Source organism: Geodermatophilus sp. SYSU D00708, from assembly GCF_054050115.1.
The window spans coordinates 45,622-65,099 of record NZ_JBJGYS010000016.1; the positions used below are offsets into that span (position 1 = coordinate 45,622).

Below are 19,478 nucleotides of genomic sequence, written 5' to 3' on the forward strand. Positions count from 1 at the left end.
CGGCTACTGGGTCGCGGCGACGACCGTGCCGGTCACGGCGTCTCCTCGACCGCCTCGGCGACGCGGCCCTCGGTGCGCTCGGCCAGGACGGCGGTCCACTCGGTGATCCGCCGGGCGACGTCCTGCTCGGTGAGGCCGACGTCGGCGAGCACCTGACCGCGGCTGCCGTGCTCGAGGAACTCCTGCGGCAGACCCATCGTCCGCAGCGGGACGTCGCAGCCCCGGTCCTGCAGCGCCCGGGTCAGCGTGGACCCGACCCCGCCGGCGCGGCCGCCGTCCTCGACCGTGACGACCAGCCGGTGCCCGGCGGCCAGCTCCACCAGCTCGTCGGAGACCGGCAGCACCCAGCGCGGGTCGACGACCGTGACGTCGATGCCGTGGTCGGCCGCGCGCTCGGCCGCGGCCAGGCAGGTCGGCACCATCGACCCGACCGCGACGAGCAGCACCTCCGGCGTCGCTCCCCGGCGGAGGACGTCGACCGGGCCGCGCCGCTCCAGGGCCGGGATGTCGACCGGCGGGGCGCCCTTCGGGAAGCGGACGACGGTCGGCCCGTCGGTCACCGCGACGGCCTCCCGCAGCGCCTCGCGCAGGGTCGGCTCGTCGCGCGGGGCGGCCAGCCGCACCCCGGGGACCACCGACAGGATCGACATGTCCCACATGCCGTTGTGCGAGGCGCCGTCCGTGCCGGTCACCCCGGCCCGGTCGAGGACGACGGTCACCGGCTGGCGGTGCAGCGCGACGTCCATGAGCAGCTGGTCGAACGCGCGGTTGAGGAAGGTCGAGTAGACGGCGACCACCGGGTGCATCCCGGCCATCGCCAGGCCGGCGGCGGAGGTCAGCGCGTGCTGCTCGGCGATGCCGACGTCGTAGGTCCGCTCGGGGAAGCGCTCGGCGAAGGGCGCCAGCCCGGTCGGGTGCAGCATCGCCGCGGTGATCGCCACGACGTCGGAGCGCTCGGTGCCGATCCGGACCAGCTCGTCGGAGAAGGCGGCCGTCCAGTCGCGGGCCGCGGCGGCGCAGGCGCCGCTGTCGGGGTCGAAGACACCGGTGGCGTGCCAGGCGTCGATCTGGTCGGTCTCGGCCGGCGGGTAGCCGAAGCCCTTCGTCGTGACGGCGTGCACGATGACCGGCCCACCGAACGAGCGGGCCCGCCGCAGCGCGGACTCCATCGCCCGGACGTCGTGGCCGTCGACCGGGCCGAGGTACTTGAGGCCGAGGTCCTCGAACATGCCCTGGGGCGAGAGGACGTCCTTGAGCCCCTTCTTGATCGCGTGCAGCGCGTCGTACAGCGCAGAACCGAGCACGGGGGCGCGGTGCAGCGCCTGGCGCACCTGCAGCAGCGCCTGCTCGTAGCCGGGCCGCAGCCGCAGGGTGGCCAGCGCGTCGGCGACGCCGCCGATCGTCGGCGAGTAGGAGCGGCCGTTGTCGTTGACGACGATCACCACCGGGCGGTTCTTCGCCGCGGCGATGTTGTTCAGCGCCTCCCAGGCCATGCCGCCGGTGAGCGCGCCGTCGCCGATCACCGCGACCACCGGCCGCCGCTCCCCGCGCAGGGCGAATGCCTTGGCCAGCCCGTCGGCGTAGGACAGCGAGGTGGAGGCGTGGCTGTTCTCGACCCAGTCGTGCTCGCTCTCGGCACGGCTCGGGTAGCCGGACAGGCCGTCGCGCTGGCGCAGCCGCTGGAAGTCCTCGACGCGGCCGGTGAGCATCTTGTGCACGTAGCTCTGGTGACCGGTGTCGAAGACGATCGGCTCGCGCGGGGAGTCGAAGACGCGGTGCAGGGCGATGGTCAGCTCGACGGCACCGAGGTTGGGCCCGAGGTGGCCGCCGGTGCGGGCGACGCTGGTGACGAGGGCGTCACGGATCTCGGCGGCGAGGACCGGCAGTTGCTCCGGGGAGAGCGCCTTGAGGTCGGCGGGGGTGCGGAGCGATCGCAGGAGCGACACGAGGGGGAAGCGTCCTCTCCATCGGCGGCAGGTGCACGGCTCGGCAACGGCCGCCGATCAACTGTAGCCGTGGTTGCCCACCTCTTCCGGTCGAGCACCGGCTGCGGATGCGCCGCTCACAGACGGGGCACCCACCGCTCCCCGCGCAGCGCCCCGGCGACCACCTCGACCCCCCGGGCGGCGGCCGCCAGCCGGGCGCCCTCGCGCTCGTAGGCGCCGATCGCCGCCTCCATCGCGTCGGCCGGCAGGTCGTCGGCGAGGTCCACGCGGACGGTGCGCCAGCCCGCGCGCGCCGCCTCGAGCCCGGCGCGGACGTGGTCGCGCGCGAAGCGGGCGAGCACCACCGGGTAGCGGCGCAGCACCTCGTGCGCCCGGTAGTCGGGCGGGACGAGGTCGAACAGCCACGCGACGGCGCTGTGCTCCCAGTCCGGGGCGCCGGGTGGGCGCACCGCGTCCGGCCAGCCCGGCGGCACCGTCGCGTCCACCGCACCAGTGTGCCACCGGTTCGAACGGACGTTCGATGCGGAACGCCGGCCGGACCTGCTAGGCCGAGGTCGGCCGCTTCAGCCAGAACTGCTCGAAGCCCCAGGTGCCGGCGCCGCTGGAGTGGTAGCTGACCAGCTCCCACCCCTCGCTGCCGAGCCGGTTGAGCACCGAACTGGTGTCACCGGCCTGCCGCTCGAGCTGGCCACCGGGGAGCTTCACGCTCACCCCGGCTCGCATGGACTCGGCCTCGTTCGCCGTGATGACCGAGGCGTACTCCCAGGTGGTCACGGGTCGTCACGGTAGCCGAGGCCCCGGCGCGGCCGGACGGCGACCGCAACACTGGTTACTCAGCGAAACTGAACCGAACCCTTCCGTCACCCGTCCTGGTCAGGCTAACGTGACGCCGGCGCTGGACCGACTCCACTGAGTGTCCGTCCCTCGGTCCCCGAGCCTCGGCGCCGCCTGCTGCCGGACCCACCCGCGAGGGGACCTCCATGCCGTCGTCGCACCGCCATGCCGCCCTGCCCGGGAACCGCCGAGCCCGGACGGCGACCGCCGTCCTCGGCGCCCTCGCCCTGGTGGGCATCGCCGCGGGGCTCGGCGCGATCGCCCTCGACGCGCAGCAGCCGGCCTCCTTCGCGGCGACCGAGGCGGCGACCGCGACGGAGACCGCGACGGAGACCGACGACGCGACGTCCGCTCCGACGACGGGCGGCGACAGCGGGATCGGCGACGCCTCGCGCGCCACCACGTCGGCGTCCTCGAGCCCGGCCGCGCCGTCCACCACCGCCCCCGCGGAGACGACGCCGGCCCCGGCCGAGACCGCCGAGCCCGAGCCGGTCGGGGAGCCGGCGGCCGCTCCGGCCGCCCCGGCCGAGGACGACGAGACCGAGTCCGCTCCCGCACCGCGCCGCACCAGCGAGGCCCCGGCGCCGGCGCCCCCGGCCGCGGCCGCCGCGCCCGCCGGGGGACGGCAGATCCAGGCCTACCTGACCGGGTACTCCTACTTCGACAACACCCCCGCCGGCAGCCCGCGCATCTCCCACCCGAAGGTGCACCGGACGGCGGGCGGCAGCGGCACCTACGACGACCCGATCACCGTCGCGGTGGGCCACTCCAAGGCCGGGGGCGGGGACACGCTGGACTGGGCCGCCGGCACGCGCTTCTACGTCCCCTCGATCAAGCGCTACCTGATCGTCGAGGACACCTGCGGCGACGGTGACTCCCCGCAGGACGGCGCCTGCCACACCGGGTTCCCGTCGTCGGCGTCCACCTGGCTCGACGTCTGGGTCGACGGCCGGGACGGCAGCTCGTCGTCCGCCGACACCTGCATGGGCCGGCTGACCGGCGTCCACCCCGTCGTCGTCGACCCGGGGCCGGGCCTGCCGGTGATCGCCGGCCCGATCGCCTCCGGCGGCGGCTGCGCCTTCTGACGCCGCGGCCGGCTCAGGCCGAGGTGAGCAGCGCGACGCACTCCACGTGGTGGGTCATCGGGAACACCTGTCTCCCAAGAACCCGCAGGTCAGCCCCCGGTCCCTCGGGCCGACACATGCCCCGTGCGCCCGACGTGCGCCGGGACATACGCGAGTCAGCCGTCGGCCGCGTCCGGCCGCCGCCGCCGCTCCAGCATCCGCCGCCACGCCGCCTCCACCGCCCCGTGCGCATCCGGCTGCAGATGCGAGTACCGCGCCGTGATCTGCGGGCTCTCGCGCCCCAGCAGCGCCTGGACGTCGTACAGCGGCACCCCGCCTCACCCCCGAGCAGCAGCTCGCGGTCATGGGCCCGGCCCGGCTCAAGGCCCTCGACGACGGCGCCCACTGGGCGTCGCTCGCCACCGAGCGGCCGAACGCCAGCTGGCGGCGGTCGTTCCAGCAGACCCCGGTGCGGGACCTACAGCCGGTCGCCTGACGCCGGCTCCACCAGTTCCGCGTCGCAGTCCTCGCAGCGGTGCACGAACAGGGTGCCGCGCCAGTCCAACACCATGCGCGCCACGCGCCACCGGTGCTGCGGGCACTCGCCCGGCCCGGTGCCCTCGTTCGCGTCGTCAGCGCCCACTGACGGTCACCGCACGGACAGCCAGATGACGTGGTCGCGGCGGAGGTAGATGTTGCCCAGCGTCGGGTCGGTCAGGTTGACCACCGGGTCCTTGCTTGCGTCGTCAAACCAGTCAACGAGCTCTCGCGCCTGATCGTCAGACACCTCCATGTCGAGCGTTTCGCCGTCGACCGTCTTGACCTTGACGTCTGCCATGCCGTCTCCCCGTGCTCCACCTCGTGCAGCTCTCCGCTGCCCGTGCCCACCGTAGAGAGGAGGCGTCGTGCAGCCCACCATCGGCCGCGTCGTCCACTACCAGTCCTACGGGACGCCGGGCGGCGAGTACCTGCCCGAGCCCCGCGCCGCGAGCATCACGGAGATCGGCACCCCGGCCGAGGACGAGGTGACCCCAGCCGTCGGGCTGGCCGTCCTCAACCCGACCGGCATGTTTTTCATCACGAGCTTCCCATCCGCCGAAGAGCCCACGCCGGGCCACTGGAACTGGCCGCCGCGAGGGGGTGCCTGATGCCCGAACTGCTTACCGAGGCCCGCCCCACGATCGAGGCAACCCCGAACGGCGCTGGGCGCATCGAGGTCACCCTCATCACCCCCGGCTGGGGCTCCTCCGGCTGGGGCTCCTCCGGCTACTACTTCGCCGAGATCCTCGAGCAGGCCGCCCGCGACGGCGTCTTCGGTGCCGGCCTGCATCTGTACGTCGATCACCCCATCCAGCGGGAGTACAACGAGCGCCCCGAGCGGTCGCTACGCGACCTCGCCGCGGTGCTCACTGAGGCCGCCCGCTGGGACGCCGCCGACCAGAGGCTGGTCGCCGAAGCGCAGCTGCTGCCGCCGCACGCCGAGACGTTCCGCCAGCCCGAGCTGGCCGAGGCCATCGGCGTCTCCATCCGGGCGTCCGCGGACGTCACCATGGGCGAGGCCGAGGGTCGCCGCGGCCGGATCGTCGGCCGCCTCGTCGAGGCCAGTCGGTGAACTTCGTAACCCGCGCCGGGCGGGGCGGTCGCTACCAGGTCATCGAGTCCGCGACCCCTTCCCACGTCGTCCGCCAGGCCGTGCAGCGCGGGGTCGCCGAGGCCACCGCCAACGAGCTCCGCGAGCAGCTGCAGCAGGCGTTGTGCGACGCCTATGGCGGCGACAAGTCGTGGGTGTGGCTGCGCGACTTCGACGACGGCCAGGTCTGGTACGAGCGCGAGACCGAGGCCCACTCCGGCCTGTTCCAGCACACCTACAGCGAGACCGACGGCGCCGTCACCCTCACCGGCCAGCCCGTCGAGGTCCGCATCGAGACGCGATACGTCCCGGTCACCTCGGTCGAGGCACCCCCCACCACCACGGACACCGAGGAGTCCCACATGCCCCAGATCGAGGAGGGCCGCCTGGCCCAGCTCGAAGAGGCCGCCGGCCGGGTGACCACGCTCGAAGCCGAGCGCGACGCCGCCCGCGCCGCCATGGCCGAGTCGAACGCCCGCCACGCCGCCCGCCCGAAGGTCGCCGCGAAGGTCGCCGAGTTCAAGGTGATCGCCGACCGCGTCCGCACCCAGGCGCGGCTGGTCGAGTCCGTAGTCGCCGCGCTGCCGGTCGTCGACGGCACGATCGCCGACGAGGCGATCACCGCCGCCGTCGAGGCCGCCGTGGCCGACGCCGAGGCCGAGCTGGCTGAGGGCCAGAGCACCGCCCCGGCCCCGCTGTTCGGCTCGCTCGGCTCCGCGCAGGAGTCCGACGGCGGCGACATCACCGACATCTCCGAGTCCGACATCGACGCCGCCATCAGCGGCGCCTTCGGCCGCACCGTCAAGGGGAACTGACCATGCGCAACGAGATCTTCCGCGACGCGGACCGCATCTCCCTGCCCGTCCCGGCCGACACCCCCGCCGGGGCACCGGTGCTCGTCGGCGTCACCGCCACCGCCGAGGGCCAGGGCGGCAACGCCGAGGGCCGCGCCACCGTCTGGCGGAAGGGCGAGTACAGCCTCTCCGTCACCGGCGCTGTCGCCTCAGAGGGCCTGCCGATCTACATCACGTCGGCCAACGCCCTCACCACGACCACCACCGGCAACACCCTGTTCGGCTACGCGCACGGCACCAAGGGCTCCGGCGCGGGCGACCTCAACGCAGGAGGACGAGTCCAACCGCCATCCCGCGGAGCACGTCAAGGCCTTGGACCCGTTCCCCCGTAGTCACGCTTAGCAGGGTGACAGCAGGCCCGACGGGCCACTAGCCGATCGTCACGGATTCCTCACAAATTGTGGGGCGCCGATGGGGGCGCTCTACCGATCGGTCAGGCAGCGTCCCGGCGCGTGTCGGTGCCGTTGTCACCAGCCCGGCCCTGGCCAAGGTCATGCCGCTCGGCCGTGCGGATCGTCATGCCCATGGCGACGGCCGCGCCCATCGCCAGCACCGCCCACACGAGCAGCAGCAAGACCCACCACGCCACGTCATCCCCCAGCCGCTCCCCCGGCACCCGTGGTGACGCCTCGGCATGGTCAGACTACTCAGCGTGATGGAACGAAGCAGTCCGGGCGCTCGCCGGTAGGGGCGCTTCAAGCGACCCGCCCCTACCCACCGGCGGGGGGCGGGTCGCCGTCTACCGTCGCTCCGTGCCCGTGGTCCCCGCTCACTGCGACACCTGCGGCCTGACCTGGGAGCCGACGATCGGCGGTATCCGCATCGACAACAGCACCAACATCACGCTGGGCGGCGGCGGCTCGCTCCCGTGCCCACGGTGCCGGGCCAGGGCCAGGTGGATTGAGGGGACCTTCAACTTCCGGGACGACGTGATCGAGGTCCTCTCGGCACCGCACTGGACGTGGGGCCGGCTGCACGAGTTGAGCGACGTCTTGCACTGGACCGCGAGAAACTGGTCGAGCATTGATCCGCTCGAAGCGATCGGCCGCGTCGAGGAGGTCAGCCCGGAAGCCGCTGGGGCTCTCCGTCGAGCCCTGGCCTACGGCCGCGGGAACGCCCTCACCTTGATCTTCGGCTTGGTGACGATCCTCGCGTGGTTGTTCCCTCAGGCCCCAGCCGAGGAGCCGGCCCCGCAGCAGTCGACGACGGTCACGATCGACCCGGAGCAGATGGCCCAGCTGCTCGACGAGATGGAACGGGCGCGGGACGCCGCCAGCTCGCCAGCACCAACGCCGTCACCGATGGCACCGCCATCAGGTGTGACCTCCAACCCGACGCCGCCACCGCCAGCAGGGCCATGACGATGGCCCAGGTCTGCCACTGCGTCACGGGGCAAGCCTGGCACAGCGCTGCTCGGCCGCCGGAGCACCGCCACCCCGCCCTGGGGCACCCCGGCGGTTCGGGGGGCCGATCGCCCCACTGCGGCCACCAGGCACACTCGCCGACGTGCGGTGGCGCTTCTGGGAACCGGATCCAACGGGCTTACCGTGGTCGGCCTCCGTCCTGCCGCCACGTCGGATGAACCTGACGGAGATGCGGACCTTCGCGGAGTACATGGGTGAGGTGATGGGCTCCAAGCAGTACGTCCTACGTGAAGGGCTGAATCACAAGGACGTGGCCTGGGAATCCCTCGTCACCCTGCTGCCCGACCAGTTGGCGACGCTCTACATCGTGGCGGCCGAGGGGGAACCTGCACCGAGCGGTCTGGCGCCGACCACTCCCCATTTTCACCTGGCCCTGGGCTCACCTGACCGCCCGGCGACTCTTGCAGGCGCGTACGGGGCCGAGACTCGCCGCCCCCAGCTCGAGGAACGATGGAATCAGCTCGGGGGGCGCCGTCGAAGCTGGGCTTGGCTCTACCCCGCCGGCTTTCTACTAGGGCTGCTGGCCGCCACGGCGCCCCTGATCGTCCTCTGGGTGCACCATCAGCTATCTCTGTGGCTCATCCCCCTGGTGATCGTCGTGCTGCTCATGGCCTTTGCAGTCGGCGCACCCCTGCTTCAAAGAGCCGTCGGGGAGCATCGTCGGAGCCGCTCCGGGCTCAGCATCCACTTCAGACTGATCGAACAGGTTCGGCGAGACCGTGCCGCAGTACACCTAGCGGTGTGGTCCGGCGTGGGGGGCGCGGTGACCGGTGCCGTGATCGCTGCTCTGGCAACTTGGCTCTGGCACTAGGTTCGCGATCTCACCGCACTGGCCGGCTCTCCACAGTGGCCGCGTATTCCCACCAGGTCCTGCCGCGGCCATCGGTCGTGATGACGGGGCCGGCGACCTGCAGAGTGGACCAGTCCGGCATCTCCCCGGCCGCGACGCCGAACAGCTGGTAGCGGAGCATCGCCCGCAGCCCGGCGGTGGCCCGCTCCAGGTGCTCGTACGGCAGCCGTCGTCGCCGACACCGTGGTCACCACGGCATCCTGCCCAACCGACAGAGCCCCCGCGCCGCCCATCAGGGTGACGCGAGGGCTCTTCATCGTTCAGTTCTCAGGTGCCGCAGCCCCTGGCTCACGGACGACGATGTCCTCGGACGCCAGGTAGACCTCGAACCCCTCGAGGTCTCCGTTCTGGCTGTGCACCAGATTGACGAAGTCCTCGCGATTCACGCTCTGTCCATTGCGTGCCGCAGTGACGAAGTCGAAGAGTTCTCCCCACGTCAGCTGGTTGTCGATGTCGAGCTGCAGGCGCAGGTTTAGCTGGTTCTTCGCACGTTCTCCGTCTGCCATGCGGGCACAGTAGGCCGCCCTCCGTGGTCGACGAACCGGACGCCGCGACGCTAGCAGTGGTCTTGGTCCGGGGCTCTTCGTCGTCTTAGACGCCAGTCATCGACTCCAGCGTCCAGGTGCCGGAGCTCTCCTCGTAGGAGATCTCGCACGTCCAGTCGGTGCGGACGTTGGCGCCGAACCCGTTCTCGGCGTCGACGTAGCCGGCGACGCGCCAGCCGGTCGGGGTGAGCTCGTAAACCTGGTGATCAGGGAAGCCGGGGAAGTCGGCGGTGGCCGGTGCGCGCAGCCGGTCCTCGACGAACTGGTGGCAGTAGGCGATGGCGCCGTCGGCATCGCCACTGCTGCCACCGCAGCCGGCCAGGGCGAGGGCCAGGCCAGTGGCGGCCAGGCCGGCGGGCAGGGTGCGGCGCATTCGTGGACTTCGCGGGAGCTGGTGGGGACGCCGGGAAGCTACACGGCGCCCGGGCGCGGCGGCCCGGGCCGCGCGGGTGATCGTGCGGCGTGCGCCTTCCGTGCGCCTTCCGTGCGCCGCTCATGCGCCACGAGCACCTCACGACAGCCAACCGGTGTCAACACCTGGCACCAAAGAATGGGACGAATCCGCAGGTCAGACGTCAGGACGCGGCTCTGACCAGCAGCGCGACGCACTCCACGTGGTGGGTCATCGGGAAGGCGTCGAAGCCGCGGATCGCCGCGAGCCGGTACCCCGCCGCGCTGAACGCCGCCACGTCCCGGGCCAGGGACGCCGGGTCGCACGCGACGTAGACCACCGCTCGGGGGCCCGCGCCGGCCAGCACCCGGCTCACCGCCTGACCCGCGCCGGCCCGGGGCGGGTCGAGGACGACGACGTCCGGCGGGGTGCCGAGCTCGTCGAGCAGGTCGGCCAGCCCCTCGGCGTCCACCTCGCCCTGCCACACCTCCGCCTGCGGCAGGTCGGCCAGGTTGGCCTCGGCCGCGGCGCAGGCGCCCGCGTCGGCCTCCACGCACACCACCCGGCCGCCGGTCCCCACGGCGGGCGCGAGCGCTCCACCGAAGAGCCCCGCGCCGGCGTAGAGGTCCAGCACCGTCTCCCCCGGCCGCACCGCGGCGAACTGCTCCACCGCGCCGACCAGCGCGTCGGCCGCGGCCGGGTGCACCTGCCAGAAGCCGGTGCCCTCGACCTCCCAGTCCCGCCCTGCCGCCGTGCGCGCTGCGCGGCCGGCCGGTTCGGTGCCGTCGTCCCACTCGCCCGCGTCCTCGCCAGGCCGGGACACCCGCGTGGACTGGGCCCGGCCCTGCCGGTCGAGCCGGGTCGTGGTGACCGCCCCGGTCCCGTCGACCGCGACGTCCACCGCCCCGGCGCCCGGCCAGCGCCGGTCGAGCACCGCGTGCGCGGCCGCCTCGACGGTGATCGGACAATCATCGAGCAGCACCAGGTCGTGCGAGCGGTGCCGGCGCAGGCCGGGCGCGCCGGACCGGTCGACGGCGAACCGGGCGCGCGACCGCCAGCGCAGCGGGCCGCCGGGCAGCTCCTCGACGACCACCTCGACGTCGGGCAGTCCGGCCAGGCGGGCCAGCTGCTCGCGGACCACGGCCGCCTTGAGCCGGCGCTGCTCGGCCGGCGTGACGTGCTGCCAGTCGCAGCCGCCGCACCGGCCGGGTCCGCTGTAGGGGCAGGGTCGCTCGACCCGCTCGGGCGAGGCGGCAAGCACCCGCACCGCGTCGGCCCGGCAGAAGCCGGGGTGGCGGTCCTCGGTCACCCGGACGACGACCCGCTCGCCGGGCAGGGTGTGCCGCACGAAGACGACCCGGCCCTCGTGCCGGGCCACGCAGTGCCCGCCGTGGGCGACCGGACCGACGGTGACCTCGAACTCCGAGCCGGTCCAGCCGCCGCCACGGTCGACCCGGGGCGGACGACGTCCGGGGCGCCGGCGGCGCTCAGCCACAGCGGTCCCCGGTCGGCCTCGTCGACGGACGGCGCTCAGCCATAGGGGGTGGCCCCGGTCTCCTCGGTCAGCCCGCGGCGCAGGTCGCCGGGCGCGGGTCCGTTGCGGCCGTCGTCGTCCCGGCCGACCGAGCTCTCCAGCTGCCACGGCACCGTGGTGATCATGACGCCGGGCATGAACTGCAGCCGCGCCCGCAGCCGCAGCGCGCTCTGGTTGTGCAGCACGTTCTCCCACCAGTGCCCGACGACGTACTGGGGCACGAAGACGACGACCAGCTCGCGCGGGCTGTCCCGCCGGATGCCCTTGACGAAGTCGAGGACCGGCCGGGTGATCTCCCGGTACGGCGACTCGAGCACGGTCAGCGGGACCGGGATGTCGTACTTCTCCCACTGCGCCTGCAACCCGCGGGTCTCGGCGTCGTCGACGTTGACCGTGAGGGCGGTCAGCGCGTCCGGGCGGGTGGCCCGCGCGAAGGCCAGGGCGCGCAGCGTCGGCTTGTGCACCTTGGAGACCAGCACGATGGCGTGCACCTTGCTGGGCAGCATCCGGGAGTCGGTGTCGGGCACCAGCTGCTCGGCCACGTGCGAGTAGTGCCGGTTGATCGCCTTCATCAGCAGGAACAGCAGCGGCATCACCAGGATGACCAGCCACGCGCCGCGGGTGAACTTGGTGATCACGATGATCACCAGGACCACGCTGGTCAGCGAGCCGCCGAGGGCGTTGATGGTCTGCGAGCGCCGGATCCGTCGGCGGGCCAGCGCGTCGGTCTCGGTGCGCAGCTCCCGGTTCCAGTGGCGGACCATCCCCCACTGGCCGATCGAGAAGCTCGTGAAGACGCCCACGATGTACATCTGGATGAGCCGGTTGACGTCGGCGTCGAACGCGACGATCAGCAGCGCGGCGAACCCGGCCAGCAGCAGGATGCCGTTGCTGTAGACCAGCTTGTCCCCGCGGGTGTGCAGCTGGCGCGGCATGAACCGGTCCTGGGCGAGCACCGACCCCAGCAGGGGGAAGCCGTTGAAGGCGGTGTTGGCGGCCAGGATGAGGACCAGCGCGGTGGCCGCCTGGATGTAGAAGAACAGCGGCGAGGTGTCCCCGCCGAAGGTGGCCGCGGCGAGCTGGGCGATGACCGTGCGCTGCGGCTCGGTCTCGCAGTTGGCGAACCCCTCGAGGTCGCAGGGGTACTCGACGTACTTGACGTCGGCGGCCAGGGCGAGCGCGGTGACGCCGGCGAACATGGTCGCGGCGATCCCGCCCATGAGCGCCAGCGTGGTGGCGGCGTTCCTGCTCTTCGGCGGCTTGAAGGCCGGGACGCCGTTGGCGATCGCCTCCACCCCGGTCAGCGCCGTGCAGCCGGAGGCGAACGCGCGCAGCGCGAAGAACAGCAGCGCCAACCCGGCTAGGTTCTCGTAGCCGGGCTCGGGCGTGACGGTGTAGCCGGCCGTCTCGGCGACCACCGGGGAGTCGGTGAACAGGTCCCGCACCAGCCCGGTGGCGACCATCACCAGGATGCCGGTGATGAACAGGTACGTCGGGACGGCGAAGGTGCGGCCCGACTCCCGCAGCCCGCGCAGGTTGGCCGCCGCGAGCAGTGCCACCAGCCCCACGGCGATGACCACGCGGTGCTGGTTGAGCGCCGGGAACGCGGAGATGATGTTGTCGGTGCCGGAGGCCACGGACACCGCGACGGTCAGCACGTAGTCGACCAGCAGCGCACTGGCCACGGTGAGGCCGGCGAACTGCCCGTGGTTCTTGAACGCGACCTCGTAGTCCCCGCCGCCGGAGGGGTAGGCCCGGACCACCTGGCGGTAGGAGAGCACCACGGTCGCCAGCAGCGCGACGACGGCGATCGCCAGCCACGGCGCCAGGAAGAGGAACGCCGTGCCGGCCAGCGTCAGCACGATGAGGATCTCCTGGGTGGCGTAGGCCACGGAGGAGAGCGGGTCGCTGGCGAAGATGGGCAGGGCCAGCCGCTTGGGCAGCAGCGACTCCCCGGCGCGGTCACTGCGGACGGCGCGGCCGAGGAGCAGCCGTTTCGGGATGTGTCCGAGGTCGGACAGGTGTGGCACGGCGCGATGGTACGGACGCCGGGTGACCTGCCGCCCCCGCCCGGAGGGTGAGATGCGGCGCTGCGGACGACGGCGTCGGCCCGGCCCGGGTGTAGCTTCGCGCCCGGACAGCGCGGGCGGCAGGCGCCGGCGCACGAGCGGGGAGAACCCAGTGCACGTGGTCGTGATGGGCTGCGGCCGCGTCGGATCGGCGATCGCCCGTCGCCTGGAGGAGATCGGCCACAGCGTGGCGGTCATCGACCAGGACCCGGAGGCCTTCCGCAGGCTCGGCCCCGACTTCACCGGCCGCCAGGTGACCGGGCTCGGCTTCGACCGGCAGACGCTGCTGGACGCGGGCATCGACTCCGCCGGGGCCTTCGCCGCCGTCAGCAGCGGCGACAACTCCAACATCATCAGCGCCCGCGTCGCGCGCGAGACCTTCGGCGTCCAGCACGTCGTCGCGCGGATCTACGACTCCAAGCGCGCCGAGGTCTACGAGCGGATGGGCATCCCGAGCGTGGCCACCGTCCCGTGGACGGTGAACCGGCTGCTCCGCGAGCTGCTCTCCGTCAAGGTCAGCGAGCTGTGGCGGGAACCCACCGGCCAGGTGCTGCTGATGCGCGTGACGGTGACCGAGGCCTGGGTGGGCCGCAAGCTCGCCGACCTGGAGGCCGCCTCCGGCGCCCGCGCCGCCTGGCTGGTCCGCTACGGCGAGGCCGAGCTGCCGACCCCGGCCACGGTCCTGCAGGACGGCGACCAGCTGGTGGTCGCCTCGACCGACGCGATCACCCCGCGGGTGCACGAGGTGGTCGAACGGGGTCCCCAGGGAGGGGAACACTGATGCGCGTTGCCATCGTGGGCGCCGGCGCCGTCGGCCGCTCCATCGCCGGCGAGCTCCTCTCCAACGGGCACACCGTGATGCTCATCGAGAAGGACGGCCGCAAGGTCCGCACCCGCTCGGTGCCCGGTGCCGAGTGGGTGCAGGCCGACGCCTGCGAGGTGTCCTCCCTGGAGGAGGCGCAGCTGGCCACGTGCGACGTCGTGGTGGCCGCGACCGGCGACGACAAGGCCAACCTGGTCGTCTCGCTGCTGGCCAAGACCGAGTTCGCCGTCGGCCGCGTCGTCGCCCGGGTCAAGGACCCCCGCAACGAGTGGCTCTACACCGAGGCCTGGGGCGTCGACGTCGCCGTCTCCACGCCGCGGGTGCTCGCCGCGCTGGTCGAGGAGGCGGTGACCGTCGGCGACGTCGTCCGGCTGATGAGCTTCCGCAAGGGCGCGGCCAACCTCGTCGAGATCACCCTCGCCGAGGACACCCCGTGGGTGGGCAAGCCGCTGGGCGAGGTGCCGCTGCCGCGGGAGACGGTGCTCACCGCGATCCTGCGCGGCGAGCGGGTCATCACCCCCGGGCCCGACGAGCCCCTCGAAGCCGGGGACGAGCTGCTGTTCGTCACGCACGCCGACGTCGAGGAGCAACTGCAGCAGGTGCTCTCCCCCGCGACGGTCGCCTGAGACTGGACCCCGTCCGCCTCACCACTCGGCCCCCTGCAGGGTTCCGCCGGGAGCGTGCGTGTGGCGGGGGGCAGGGGGTCCTTTCTCAGGCGGCGGGGCGCTGCTCCTCGGGGCCGGAGTCGGCCGGCTCGGCGCGGTGCCGGTGCAGCCGGGACACCACCCACAGGGTCACCACGACCTCCACGGCGGTGACCGGCAGGCCGAGCAGCAGCGACGCGGTGCCGAGCAGCTCCACCTCGTCGGCGCGGTAGAGCACCCACTGGACGAGGACGCGCGCGAGGAAGACCAGGCCCCACATCACCGTCAGCCACGAGTAGGCGCGCAGCATCCGCGGGTCCTCGCGCCAGTGCCGCTCCGGCTCGGGGTCCTTCGGTCGTTCGCCGGTCTGCGGGTCCGGCGCGGGACGGTGGTGCAGGTGCGCGTTCACCCGGTCGATCCGCCGCCGCAGCCCGGGCATCGAGTGCGAGGCCATCGCGCCCAGGTGACTCGGCGCCAGGAACTCGGCGATCACCCCGACCAGGGGCCAGCGCACCGGGATCGAGCCGAGCAGCACCACGCCCAGCGCGGCGTTGCGGATCAGCCCCGGCACGAAGAAGTCCCGCGCCCGGCCGGAGAAGGCGGCGATGCCGACGGCGATCGCGACGCCGAACAGGCCGCTGACCGCCTGCTGCACGCTCTCCCGGCGCACCAGCCGGAGCCCGAAGACGAGGACGGCGGCGCCGAGCGCCGACACGATGCCCGTCCGCAGCCCGCCGAGCGAGTTGCCGACGATGAACGCGATCGTCGGCAGCGAGGCGTCGATCATGCCCCGCCAGCCACCGAGCTGCTCCAGGACCAGGTGCCGGTCGAAGGCCACGGGGCCGGGCGTGGCCCCGCTCTCGGCCGGCTCGGGTCCGCCCCCGGGACCGGGGCGCCCGTCCCCCTCGGGCGCAGCCGTCACCCGGCGCTCAGCTCGTACCGGGGGTTGTAGATGACCTGCCGGCCGTCGAAGGAGGCGAACCGGCCGTGGGCGCTGAGCGTGCGGCCCGGCTCGATGCCGGGGATCCGACGGCGGCCCAACCAGACGAGCGTGACCGACCCCGAGCCGTCGAACAGCTCGGCCTCGAGGGTCGGGACGGTCTCGCGGGGGGTGTAGACGACCGACTTCAGCCGGCCGGTGACCGTGACGACCTCCCCCTTGCGGCACGCGCTGACCGGCTCGCACCCGGACCTGGCCGACCCGGCGCGCAGCTGCTCGGCGTCGATGGTGTGGTCGTCGGCGGTCAGCCGCTGGAGGGTCCGCGCGAGCCAACCGCCCGAACGAGTCTCTGTCACCCCTAGAGCGTAGATCGGGCGCGCCGCCCGGCGGTGCGCTCCCGCAGCCAGTCGCGGACCAGCGCCCACGGCGCTCCGGAGGGGTCGATGAGCACCATGTGGTCGCCGTCGACGAGCCGCACCTCGACCCGCTCCCCCGCCGTCTCCGCGGCCCGCGCGTAGCGCTCGCTCTGCTCCGGCGGGACGACGTCGTCCGCGGTGCCGTGCACGCACAGCAGGTCGACGCCGGTCGGCACCAGCCGCACCGGGTCGGCGGCGGCGTACCGCTCCGGGACGTCCGACGGCTCCCCGCCGAGCAGCGCCTGCACGGCGCGGTCGCCGAGCCCCTGGGCGGCGGCCCGCTCCAGGTCGAGCACCCCGGCCTGCAGGACGGCGGCGGCCACCCGCACCCGCGGGTCCGCGCCGGGCGCCCCCTCCGGCAGCCGGGCGCGGCCGGCGGCCCACGCGGCCAGGTGGCCGCCGGCGGAGTGGCCCACCACGGAGACGTCGGTGAGGTCGAGCCGGTCCGCGCCGTCGAGGCCGGGCAGGGCGTCCAGCGCCGCGGCGACGTCGTCCAGGGTCGCCGGCCAGCCCCCGTCGGCGCCGACCCGCCGGTACTCGACGGCGACCGCGGCGAAGCCGGCGCCGGCCAGGTCGGCGGCCAGCGGACGGGCCAGCTCGACCCCGTACGCGGCCCGCCAGAAGCCGCCGTGCAGGACCACGGCCACCGGTGCAGGCCCGGGCCGGTCCGGGAGGGTCAGCTCGAGGAACTGGGCCGGGTGCGGTCCGTACGCGGCGGTGGTGGTGCTCACGGGCCGGGCGTCGGCGGGGTCGGGGCCTGCGGCGGCGCGGGCTGCGGCCCGGCCTGCGGCCCGGCCTGGCCCTGGCGCCGGGCCGCCTGGGCGGCGACCTGCGCCGCCGCCTGGGGCGGCAGGGTGAGCGGCAGCTGCTCACGGACCGGCATCGGGTCGTGCCCGCGGACGACGACGATCTGCCGGAACGCCTCCTCCAGCGCGGCCGCCGCCTCCGGGCTCTCGGCGGCCGGGCCGCTCACCATGCCGCGCAGGAACCACCGCGGCCCGTCGACCCCGAGGAAGCGAGCGGCGCGACGCACCGGCTTGGGAGCCGGCTGGCCGGGCTGCGCGGGCGGCGTCGCCAGCACCGAGCCGGCCAGCTCGGGGCCGAACGGCCCCTCGACCTCCCGGAGCCGGCCGCCCTGCCCGGAGGCGCTGCGCGCCAGGTCGGCGCGGACGTCGTCCCAGATGCCACCCGCCCGGGGCGCGGCGAACGCCGACACCTGCAGCAGCGACTCCCCCGCCCGCAGGGTCGCGCCGATCACCTTCTGCTGGGCGTTGACGTCGACCCGCAGCTCCATCCCCGGGACGGCGGGCAGCCGCAGCGAGCCCAGGTCGATGCGGGCCACGCCGTCGTCGGGCGCGTCGGCCTCGTCCCACGGGCCGGCGGTCTCCTCGACCTCGCGCTCGCGGTGCTGCGGCTCCGGGGGCACCCCGCGCTCGCGGAGGCTGCGGTCGATCCGGTTGCGTCGGCGTCCGAACGGCATGTCAGCTCAGCCCCTTCGACTGTGCGCTCGCGTGCCCGCCGGTCGAGCCGTGCCCGCCGGTCCCCCGGGAGCTGTCCGGCAGCTGCTCGACCGGGACGAACCGGGCCCGCACCACCGGCTGCACCACGAGCTGGGCGACCCGGTCGCCCCGGCGGAGCGTGAGTGGCGTGGTGGGGTCCAGGTTGACCAGGTTGACCTTGATCTCCCCGCGGTACCCGGCGTCGATGGTGCCCGGCGCGTTGACCAGGCTCAGCCCGAGCCGGTGCGCCAGGCCCGACCGCGGGTGCACGAACCCGGCGTAGCCCTCGGGGATGGCGACGGCCACCCCGGTGCCCACGAGCGCCCGCTGGAACGGCGCCAGTTCGACGTCCTCGGCGACGGACAGGTCGGCGCCGGCATCGCCCGGCAGCGCGTAGGTGGGGACGACGTGCTCGGGGGAGGTCAGCCGGACCGGGACCTCGATCTCGTGGACGGCGACCTCCGGGAGTGCGGTCTCGGGCACGGCAGGGTCGGGCACGTCGGCGATCCTATGAGGACCCCCGTGCCCCCCACTCCTCGCGAGCTCGCAGCGTGGCCCTGCACGGGGGCCAGGGGTCCTTCAGCGGGGTCGGGGCGACTGCAGGTCGGCGCGCACGCGGCGGGCCAGGGCCTCCGTGGCCCGGCGGTTGCCGCGCCCGCCCAGTGCGGCCCCGACCAGGAACGGCGCAGCCGCCGGCACGGTCCGGGCCAGCCGGCGGCCGACGCTGCGGCGCAGGCCCCGCACCGTGGCTCCGGTCAGCAGGACGCCGAGGCCGGGGACGGGCGAGTCGGCGACGGCCCGCCGCGACGACCAGCTCGACAGGTAGGCGGCCGCGCGGGCCCGGGCGTCACCGGGCGCCGGCCGGCCGTAGAGCTCGTGCAGCTCGCCGATGAGCACGACCTCCACCGCGGCGCTGAGCACCGTCTCCGCGCCCAGCTCCAGGGGCAGTGCCACCAGCGACGCCGGCGCGAACCACGACGCGGCGGTGATCCCGCCGGTGGCCGCGCCGATCGCCCCGGTCAGCCGGACGGCGCGGTCGACGAGGGCGTCGGCGATCTCCTCGTCGGTGGCGTCCGGGTACGCCTCGCGCAGCCGGCGGCCGTCGCGGATGGGCAGCGCCGGGACGGCCGCGGCCAGCAGGTCGCTCAGGACCGCGCCGGGCGCCCAGCCGGTGCCGCCCTCCGCCGGCGGGGTGTCCCCACCGCGCGGGCGGTCGCGGTCGCCGCTGCCCCCGAGGAGGGACCCGGCGGCCGCCGCGACCGCGGACGCCACGTCGCGCAGCGTGGCGGCGGCAGGCGACCGGCGTCCCTCGTCGGCGCCGCCGGCCGGGCCGCCGAGCAGCCCGGAGACGGCGTCGGCGACCTTCCGGCCGGCCCGGGCGAGCGGGCCCTCCTCGGCCGGTGGGCCGGCGGTGGCCGCGGCCGGAACCGGGCGCGGGGGCGGTACGTCACGCACCGCGGCCGTCCGCTCACGGTCGTCGGTCATCGGCTCCTCCTCCGTCGAGCCCTCCCGGGCGGCCCCCCTGCAGGGTCCCGCCGCGAGCCTGCGAGTGGCGGGGGGCAGGGGGGTCCTTCTTCAGGCGGCGCAGTCGCGGCAGTACAGCTGGTCGCCCTTGGTGGCGGCGAGCCGGCTGCGGTGCTGCACGAGGAAGCACCGGGAGCAGGTGAACTCGTCCTCCTGCTTGGGGAGGACGCGGACGGTGAGCTCCTCGTTGGACAGGTCCGCGCCGGGGAGCTCGAGGTTCTCGTTGAAGTCGGTCTCGTCGACGTCGACCGACGAGGACTGCGCCTCGGCTCGCCGCGCCTTGAGCTCCTCGAGCGAGTCCTCGCCGAGCTCGTCGGCCTCGTTGCGGCGTGGGGCGTCGTAGTCGGTGGCCATGGGGTGTGCCCCTCCTCCGGGGATTCTTCGGGCGTCGGCGCCCGCATCGTCTGACGGCTGCGCCGGGGCGCTGCCGTCCTGGCCGGTCGCCGGGGGCGACCGGTGGTCGGGAGGCCGGCACCCGCCTGAGCGGGCAC

General features: G+C 74.1%; 27 protein-coding genes. 10 read left to right on the top strand and 17 right to left on the bottom strand.

Features of this window, described 5'->3' with window-relative positions; all coding sequences use genetic code 11:
* Positions 1-32: 32 nt before the first annotated feature.
* The 3 genes from dxs to ACI79D_RS14775 all read right to left on the bottom strand — a co-directional run bounded on the left by dxs (position 33) and on the right by ACI79D_RS14775 (position 2,720).
* On the bottom strand, positions 33-1,946 hold the full coding sequence (gene dxs / locus ACI79D_RS14765) for a 1-deoxy-D-xylulose-5-phosphate synthase (protein ID WP_456919173.1): 1,914 nt from the start codon (positions 1,944-1,946) through the stop codon (positions 33-35).
* A 116-nt stretch (positions 1,947-2,062) separates the two neighbouring features.
* The gene (locus tag ACI79D_RS14770; RefSeq protein WP_456919174.1) at positions 2,063-2,431 is read right to left on the bottom strand and encodes a hypothetical protein; all 369 of its coding nucleotides are present in this window, start codon (positions 2,429-2,431) and stop codon (positions 2,063-2,065) included.
* A 58-nt stretch (positions 2,432-2,489) separates the two neighbouring features.
* Positions 2,490-2,720, bottom strand: coding sequence for a DUF4177 domain-containing protein (locus tag ACI79D_RS14775; RefSeq protein WP_456919175.1), 231 nt, complete (start codon positions 2,718-2,720; stop codon positions 2,490-2,492).
* A gap of 206 nt (positions 2,721-2,926) precedes the next feature.
* Between ACI79D_RS14775 and ACI79D_RS14780 the strand changes: the two genes are divergently transcribed.
* A complete protein-coding gene (locus ACI79D_RS14780; protein WP_456919176.1) occupies positions 2,927-3,865 on the top strand; it encodes a hypothetical protein in 939 nt (312 codons plus the stop codon).
* Positions 3,866-4,020: 155 nt separating this feature from the next.
* Here ACI79D_RS14780 and ACI79D_RS14785 read toward each other — a convergent pair whose 3' ends face one another.
* Positions 4,021-4,176, bottom strand: coding sequence for a hypothetical protein (locus ACI79D_RS14785; RefSeq protein WP_456919177.1), 156 nt, complete (start codon positions 4,174-4,176; stop codon positions 4,021-4,023).
* Between the two features lie 32 nt (positions 4,177-4,208).
* Here ACI79D_RS14785 and ACI79D_RS14790 point away from each other — a divergent pair, with 32 nt between their 5' ends.
* Entirely contained in the window at positions 4,209-4,340 is a 132-nt protein-coding gene (locus ACI79D_RS14790; protein ID WP_456919178.1) for a hypothetical protein, read from the top strand.
* Between the two features lie 153 nt (positions 4,341-4,493).
* Here the strand turns inward: ACI79D_RS14790 and ACI79D_RS14795 are convergent, their stop codons facing one another.
* Positions 4,494-4,682 (bottom strand): hypothetical protein, encoded by a 189-nt coding sequence (locus ACI79D_RS14795; protein ID WP_456919179.1) that lies wholly within the window; start codon positions 4,680-4,682, stop codon positions 4,494-4,496.
* 67 nt (positions 4,683-4,749) lie between these two features.
* Between ACI79D_RS14795 and ACI79D_RS14800 the strand changes: the two genes are divergently transcribed.
* From ACI79D_RS14800 to ACI79D_RS14815, 4 genes are read left to right on the top strand one after another with little or no spacing between them, the layout of a single operon-like run.
* Positions 4,750-4,992: a hypothetical protein gene (locus ACI79D_RS14800; protein ID WP_456919180.1), complete on the top strand. Its 243-nt coding sequence runs from the start codon at positions 4,750-4,752 to the stop codon at positions 4,990-4,992.
* Complete coding sequence (locus tag ACI79D_RS14805) at positions 4,992-5,456, top strand: hypothetical protein (protein WP_456919181.1); 465 nt, start codon at positions 4,992-4,994, stop codon at positions 5,454-5,456. The genes ACI79D_RS14800 and ACI79D_RS14805 overlap by 1 nt, the downstream gene beginning before the upstream one ends.
* Entirely contained in the window at positions 5,453-6,289 is an 837-nt protein-coding gene (locus ACI79D_RS14810) for a hypothetical protein (RefSeq protein ID WP_456919182.1), read from the top strand. Before ACI79D_RS14805 ends, ACI79D_RS14810 begins: the two co-directional genes overlap by 4 nt.
* A 2-nt stretch (positions 6,290-6,291) precedes the next feature.
* Positions 6,292-6,660: a capsid cement protein gene (locus ACI79D_RS14815; RefSeq protein ID WP_456919183.1), complete on the top strand. Its 369-nt coding sequence runs from the start codon at positions 6,292-6,294 to the stop codon at positions 6,658-6,660.
* A 101-nt stretch (positions 6,661-6,761) separates the two neighbouring features.
* Here the strand turns inward: ACI79D_RS14815 and ACI79D_RS14820 are convergent, their stop codons facing one another.
* Entirely contained in the window at positions 6,762-6,917 is a 156-nt protein-coding gene (locus ACI79D_RS14820) for a hypothetical protein (protein ID WP_456919184.1), read from the bottom strand.
* 163 nt (positions 6,918-7,080) lie between these two features.
* Between ACI79D_RS14820 and ACI79D_RS14825 the strand changes: the two genes are divergently transcribed.
* Together ACI79D_RS14825 and ACI79D_RS14830 are read left to right on the top strand one after the other, a co-directional pair.
* Positions 7,081-7,689 (top strand): hypothetical protein, encoded by a 609-nt coding sequence (locus tag ACI79D_RS14825; protein WP_456919185.1) that lies wholly within the window; start codon positions 7,081-7,083, stop codon positions 7,687-7,689.
* 145 nt (positions 7,690-7,834) lie between these two features.
* Positions 7,835-8,563, top strand: a complete 729-nt coding sequence (locus ACI79D_RS14830) for a hypothetical protein (protein WP_456919186.1) — start codon at positions 7,835-7,837, stop codon at positions 8,561-8,563.
* Between the two features lie 299 nt (positions 8,564-8,862).
* Here ACI79D_RS14830 and ACI79D_RS14835 read toward each other — a convergent pair whose 3' ends face one another.
* From ACI79D_RS14835 to ACI79D_RS14850, 4 genes are all read right to left on the bottom strand, one after another.
* Complete coding sequence (locus ACI79D_RS14835) at positions 8,863-9,108, bottom strand: hypothetical protein (protein ID WP_456919187.1); 246 nt, start codon at positions 9,106-9,108, stop codon at positions 8,863-8,865.
* 85 nt (positions 9,109-9,193) lie between these two features.
* Positions 9,194-9,520 (bottom strand): hypothetical protein, encoded by a 327-nt coding sequence (locus ACI79D_RS14840; protein ID WP_456919188.1) that lies wholly within the window; start codon positions 9,518-9,520, stop codon positions 9,194-9,196.
* A 202-nt stretch (positions 9,521-9,722) separates the two neighbouring features.
* Complete coding sequence (locus ACI79D_RS14845) at positions 9,723-11,033, bottom strand: class I SAM-dependent RNA methyltransferase (protein WP_456919189.1); 1,311 nt, start codon at positions 11,031-11,033, stop codon at positions 9,723-9,725.
* 35 nt (positions 11,034-11,068) lie between these two features.
* Positions 11,069-13,102: an APC family permease gene (locus tag ACI79D_RS14850; protein WP_456919190.1), complete on the bottom strand. Its 2,034-nt coding sequence runs from the start codon at positions 13,100-13,102 to the stop codon at positions 11,069-11,071.
* 151 nt (positions 13,103-13,253) lie between these two features.
* Here ACI79D_RS14850 and ACI79D_RS14855 point away from each other — a divergent pair, with 151 nt between their 5' ends.
* Together ACI79D_RS14855 and ACI79D_RS14860 are read left to right on the top strand one after the other, a co-directional pair.
* On the top strand, positions 13,254-13,922 hold the full coding sequence (locus ACI79D_RS14855; RefSeq protein ID WP_456919191.1) for a potassium channel family protein: 669 nt from the start codon (positions 13,254-13,256) through the stop codon (positions 13,920-13,922).
* Entirely contained in the window at positions 13,922-14,590 is a 669-nt protein-coding gene (locus ACI79D_RS14860; RefSeq protein ID WP_456919192.1) for a potassium channel family protein, read from the top strand. Before ACI79D_RS14855 ends, ACI79D_RS14860 begins: the two co-directional genes overlap by 1 nt.
* Positions 14,591-14,675: 85 nt before the next feature.
* On the opposite strand, the gene ACI79D_RS14865 is transcribed toward ACI79D_RS14860, so the two are convergent.
* The 7 genes from ACI79D_RS14865 to ACI79D_RS14895 form a co-directional block, all read right to left on the bottom strand.
* Entirely contained in the window at positions 14,676-15,446 is a 771-nt protein-coding gene (locus ACI79D_RS14865; RefSeq protein ID WP_456919193.1) for a DUF3159 domain-containing protein, read from the bottom strand.
* Between the two features lie 80 nt (positions 15,447-15,526).
* Positions 15,527-15,904, bottom strand: a complete 378-nt coding sequence (locus tag ACI79D_RS14870; protein ID WP_456919194.1) for an OB-fold nucleic acid binding domain-containing protein — start codon at positions 15,902-15,904, stop codon at positions 15,527-15,529.
* 2 nt (positions 15,905-15,906) lie between these two features.
* Positions 15,907-16,695, bottom strand: coding sequence for an alpha/beta hydrolase family protein (locus ACI79D_RS14875; RefSeq protein WP_456919195.1), 789 nt, complete (start codon positions 16,693-16,695; stop codon positions 15,907-15,909).
* Positions 16,692-17,444, bottom strand: coding sequence for a DUF3710 domain-containing protein (locus tag ACI79D_RS14880; RefSeq protein WP_456919196.1), 753 nt, complete (start codon positions 17,442-17,444; stop codon positions 16,692-16,694). The genes ACI79D_RS14875 and ACI79D_RS14880 overlap by 4 nt, the downstream gene beginning before the upstream one ends.
* A 1-nt stretch (position 17,445) precedes the next feature.
* Positions 17,446-17,961, bottom strand: a complete 516-nt coding sequence (gene dut, locus ACI79D_RS14885) for a dUTP diphosphatase (protein WP_456919197.1) — start codon at positions 17,959-17,961, stop codon at positions 17,446-17,448.
* An 81-nt stretch (positions 17,962-18,042) separates the two neighbouring features.
* The gene (locus tag ACI79D_RS14890) at positions 18,043-18,948 is read right to left on the bottom strand and encodes a hypothetical protein (RefSeq protein WP_456919198.1); all 906 of its coding nucleotides are present in this window, start codon (positions 18,946-18,948) and stop codon (positions 18,043-18,045) included.
* Between the two features lie 90 nt (positions 18,949-19,038).
* Entirely contained in the window at positions 19,039-19,341 is a 303-nt protein-coding gene (locus ACI79D_RS14895; protein ID WP_089306675.1) for a DUF4193 domain-containing protein, read from the bottom strand.
* Positions 19,342-19,478 lie beyond the last annotated feature (137 nt).

Coding starts and splice junctions, on each gene's coding strand:
- ACI79D_RS14835 (WP_456919187.1), bottom strand. CDS start 9,108: ATGGCAGACGGAGAACGTGCGAAGAACCAGCTAAACCTGCGCCTGCAG.
- ACI79D_RS14880 (WP_456919196.1), bottom strand. CDS start 17,444: ATGCCGTTCGGACGCCGACGCAACCGGATCGACCGCAGCCTCCGCGAG.
- ACI79D_RS14840 (WP_456919188.1), bottom strand. CDS start 9,520: ATGCGCCGCACCCTGCCCGCCGGCCTGGCCGCCACTGGCCTGGCCCTC.
- ACI79D_RS14780 (WP_456919176.1), top strand. CDS start 2,927: ATGCCGTCGTCGCACCGCCATGCCGCCCTGCCCGGGAACCGCCGAGCC.
- ACI79D_RS14790 (WP_456919178.1), top strand. CDS start 4,209: ATGGGCCCGGCCCGGCTCAAGGCCCTCGACGACGGCGCCCACTGGGCG.
- ACI79D_RS14890 (WP_456919198.1), bottom strand. CDS start 18,948: ATGACCGACGACCGTGAGCGGACGGCCGCGGTGCGTGACGTACCGCCC.
- ACI79D_RS14895 (WP_089306675.1), bottom strand. CDS start 19,341: ATGGCCACCGACTACGACGCCCCACGCCGCAACGAGGCCGACGAGCTC.
- ACI79D_RS14860 (WP_456919192.1), top strand. CDS start 13,922: ATGCGCGTTGCCATCGTGGGCGCCGGCGCCGTCGGCCGCTCCATCGCC.
- ACI79D_RS14805 (WP_456919181.1), top strand. CDS start 4,992: ATGCCCGAACTGCTTACCGAGGCCCGCCCCACGATCGAGGCAACCCCG.
- ACI79D_RS14795 (WP_456919179.1), bottom strand. CDS start 4,682: ATGGCAGACGTCAAGGTCAAGACGGTCGACGGCGAAACGCTCGACATG.
- ACI79D_RS14815 (WP_456919183.1), top strand. CDS start 6,292: ATGCGCAACGAGATCTTCCGCGACGCGGACCGCATCTCCCTGCCCGTC.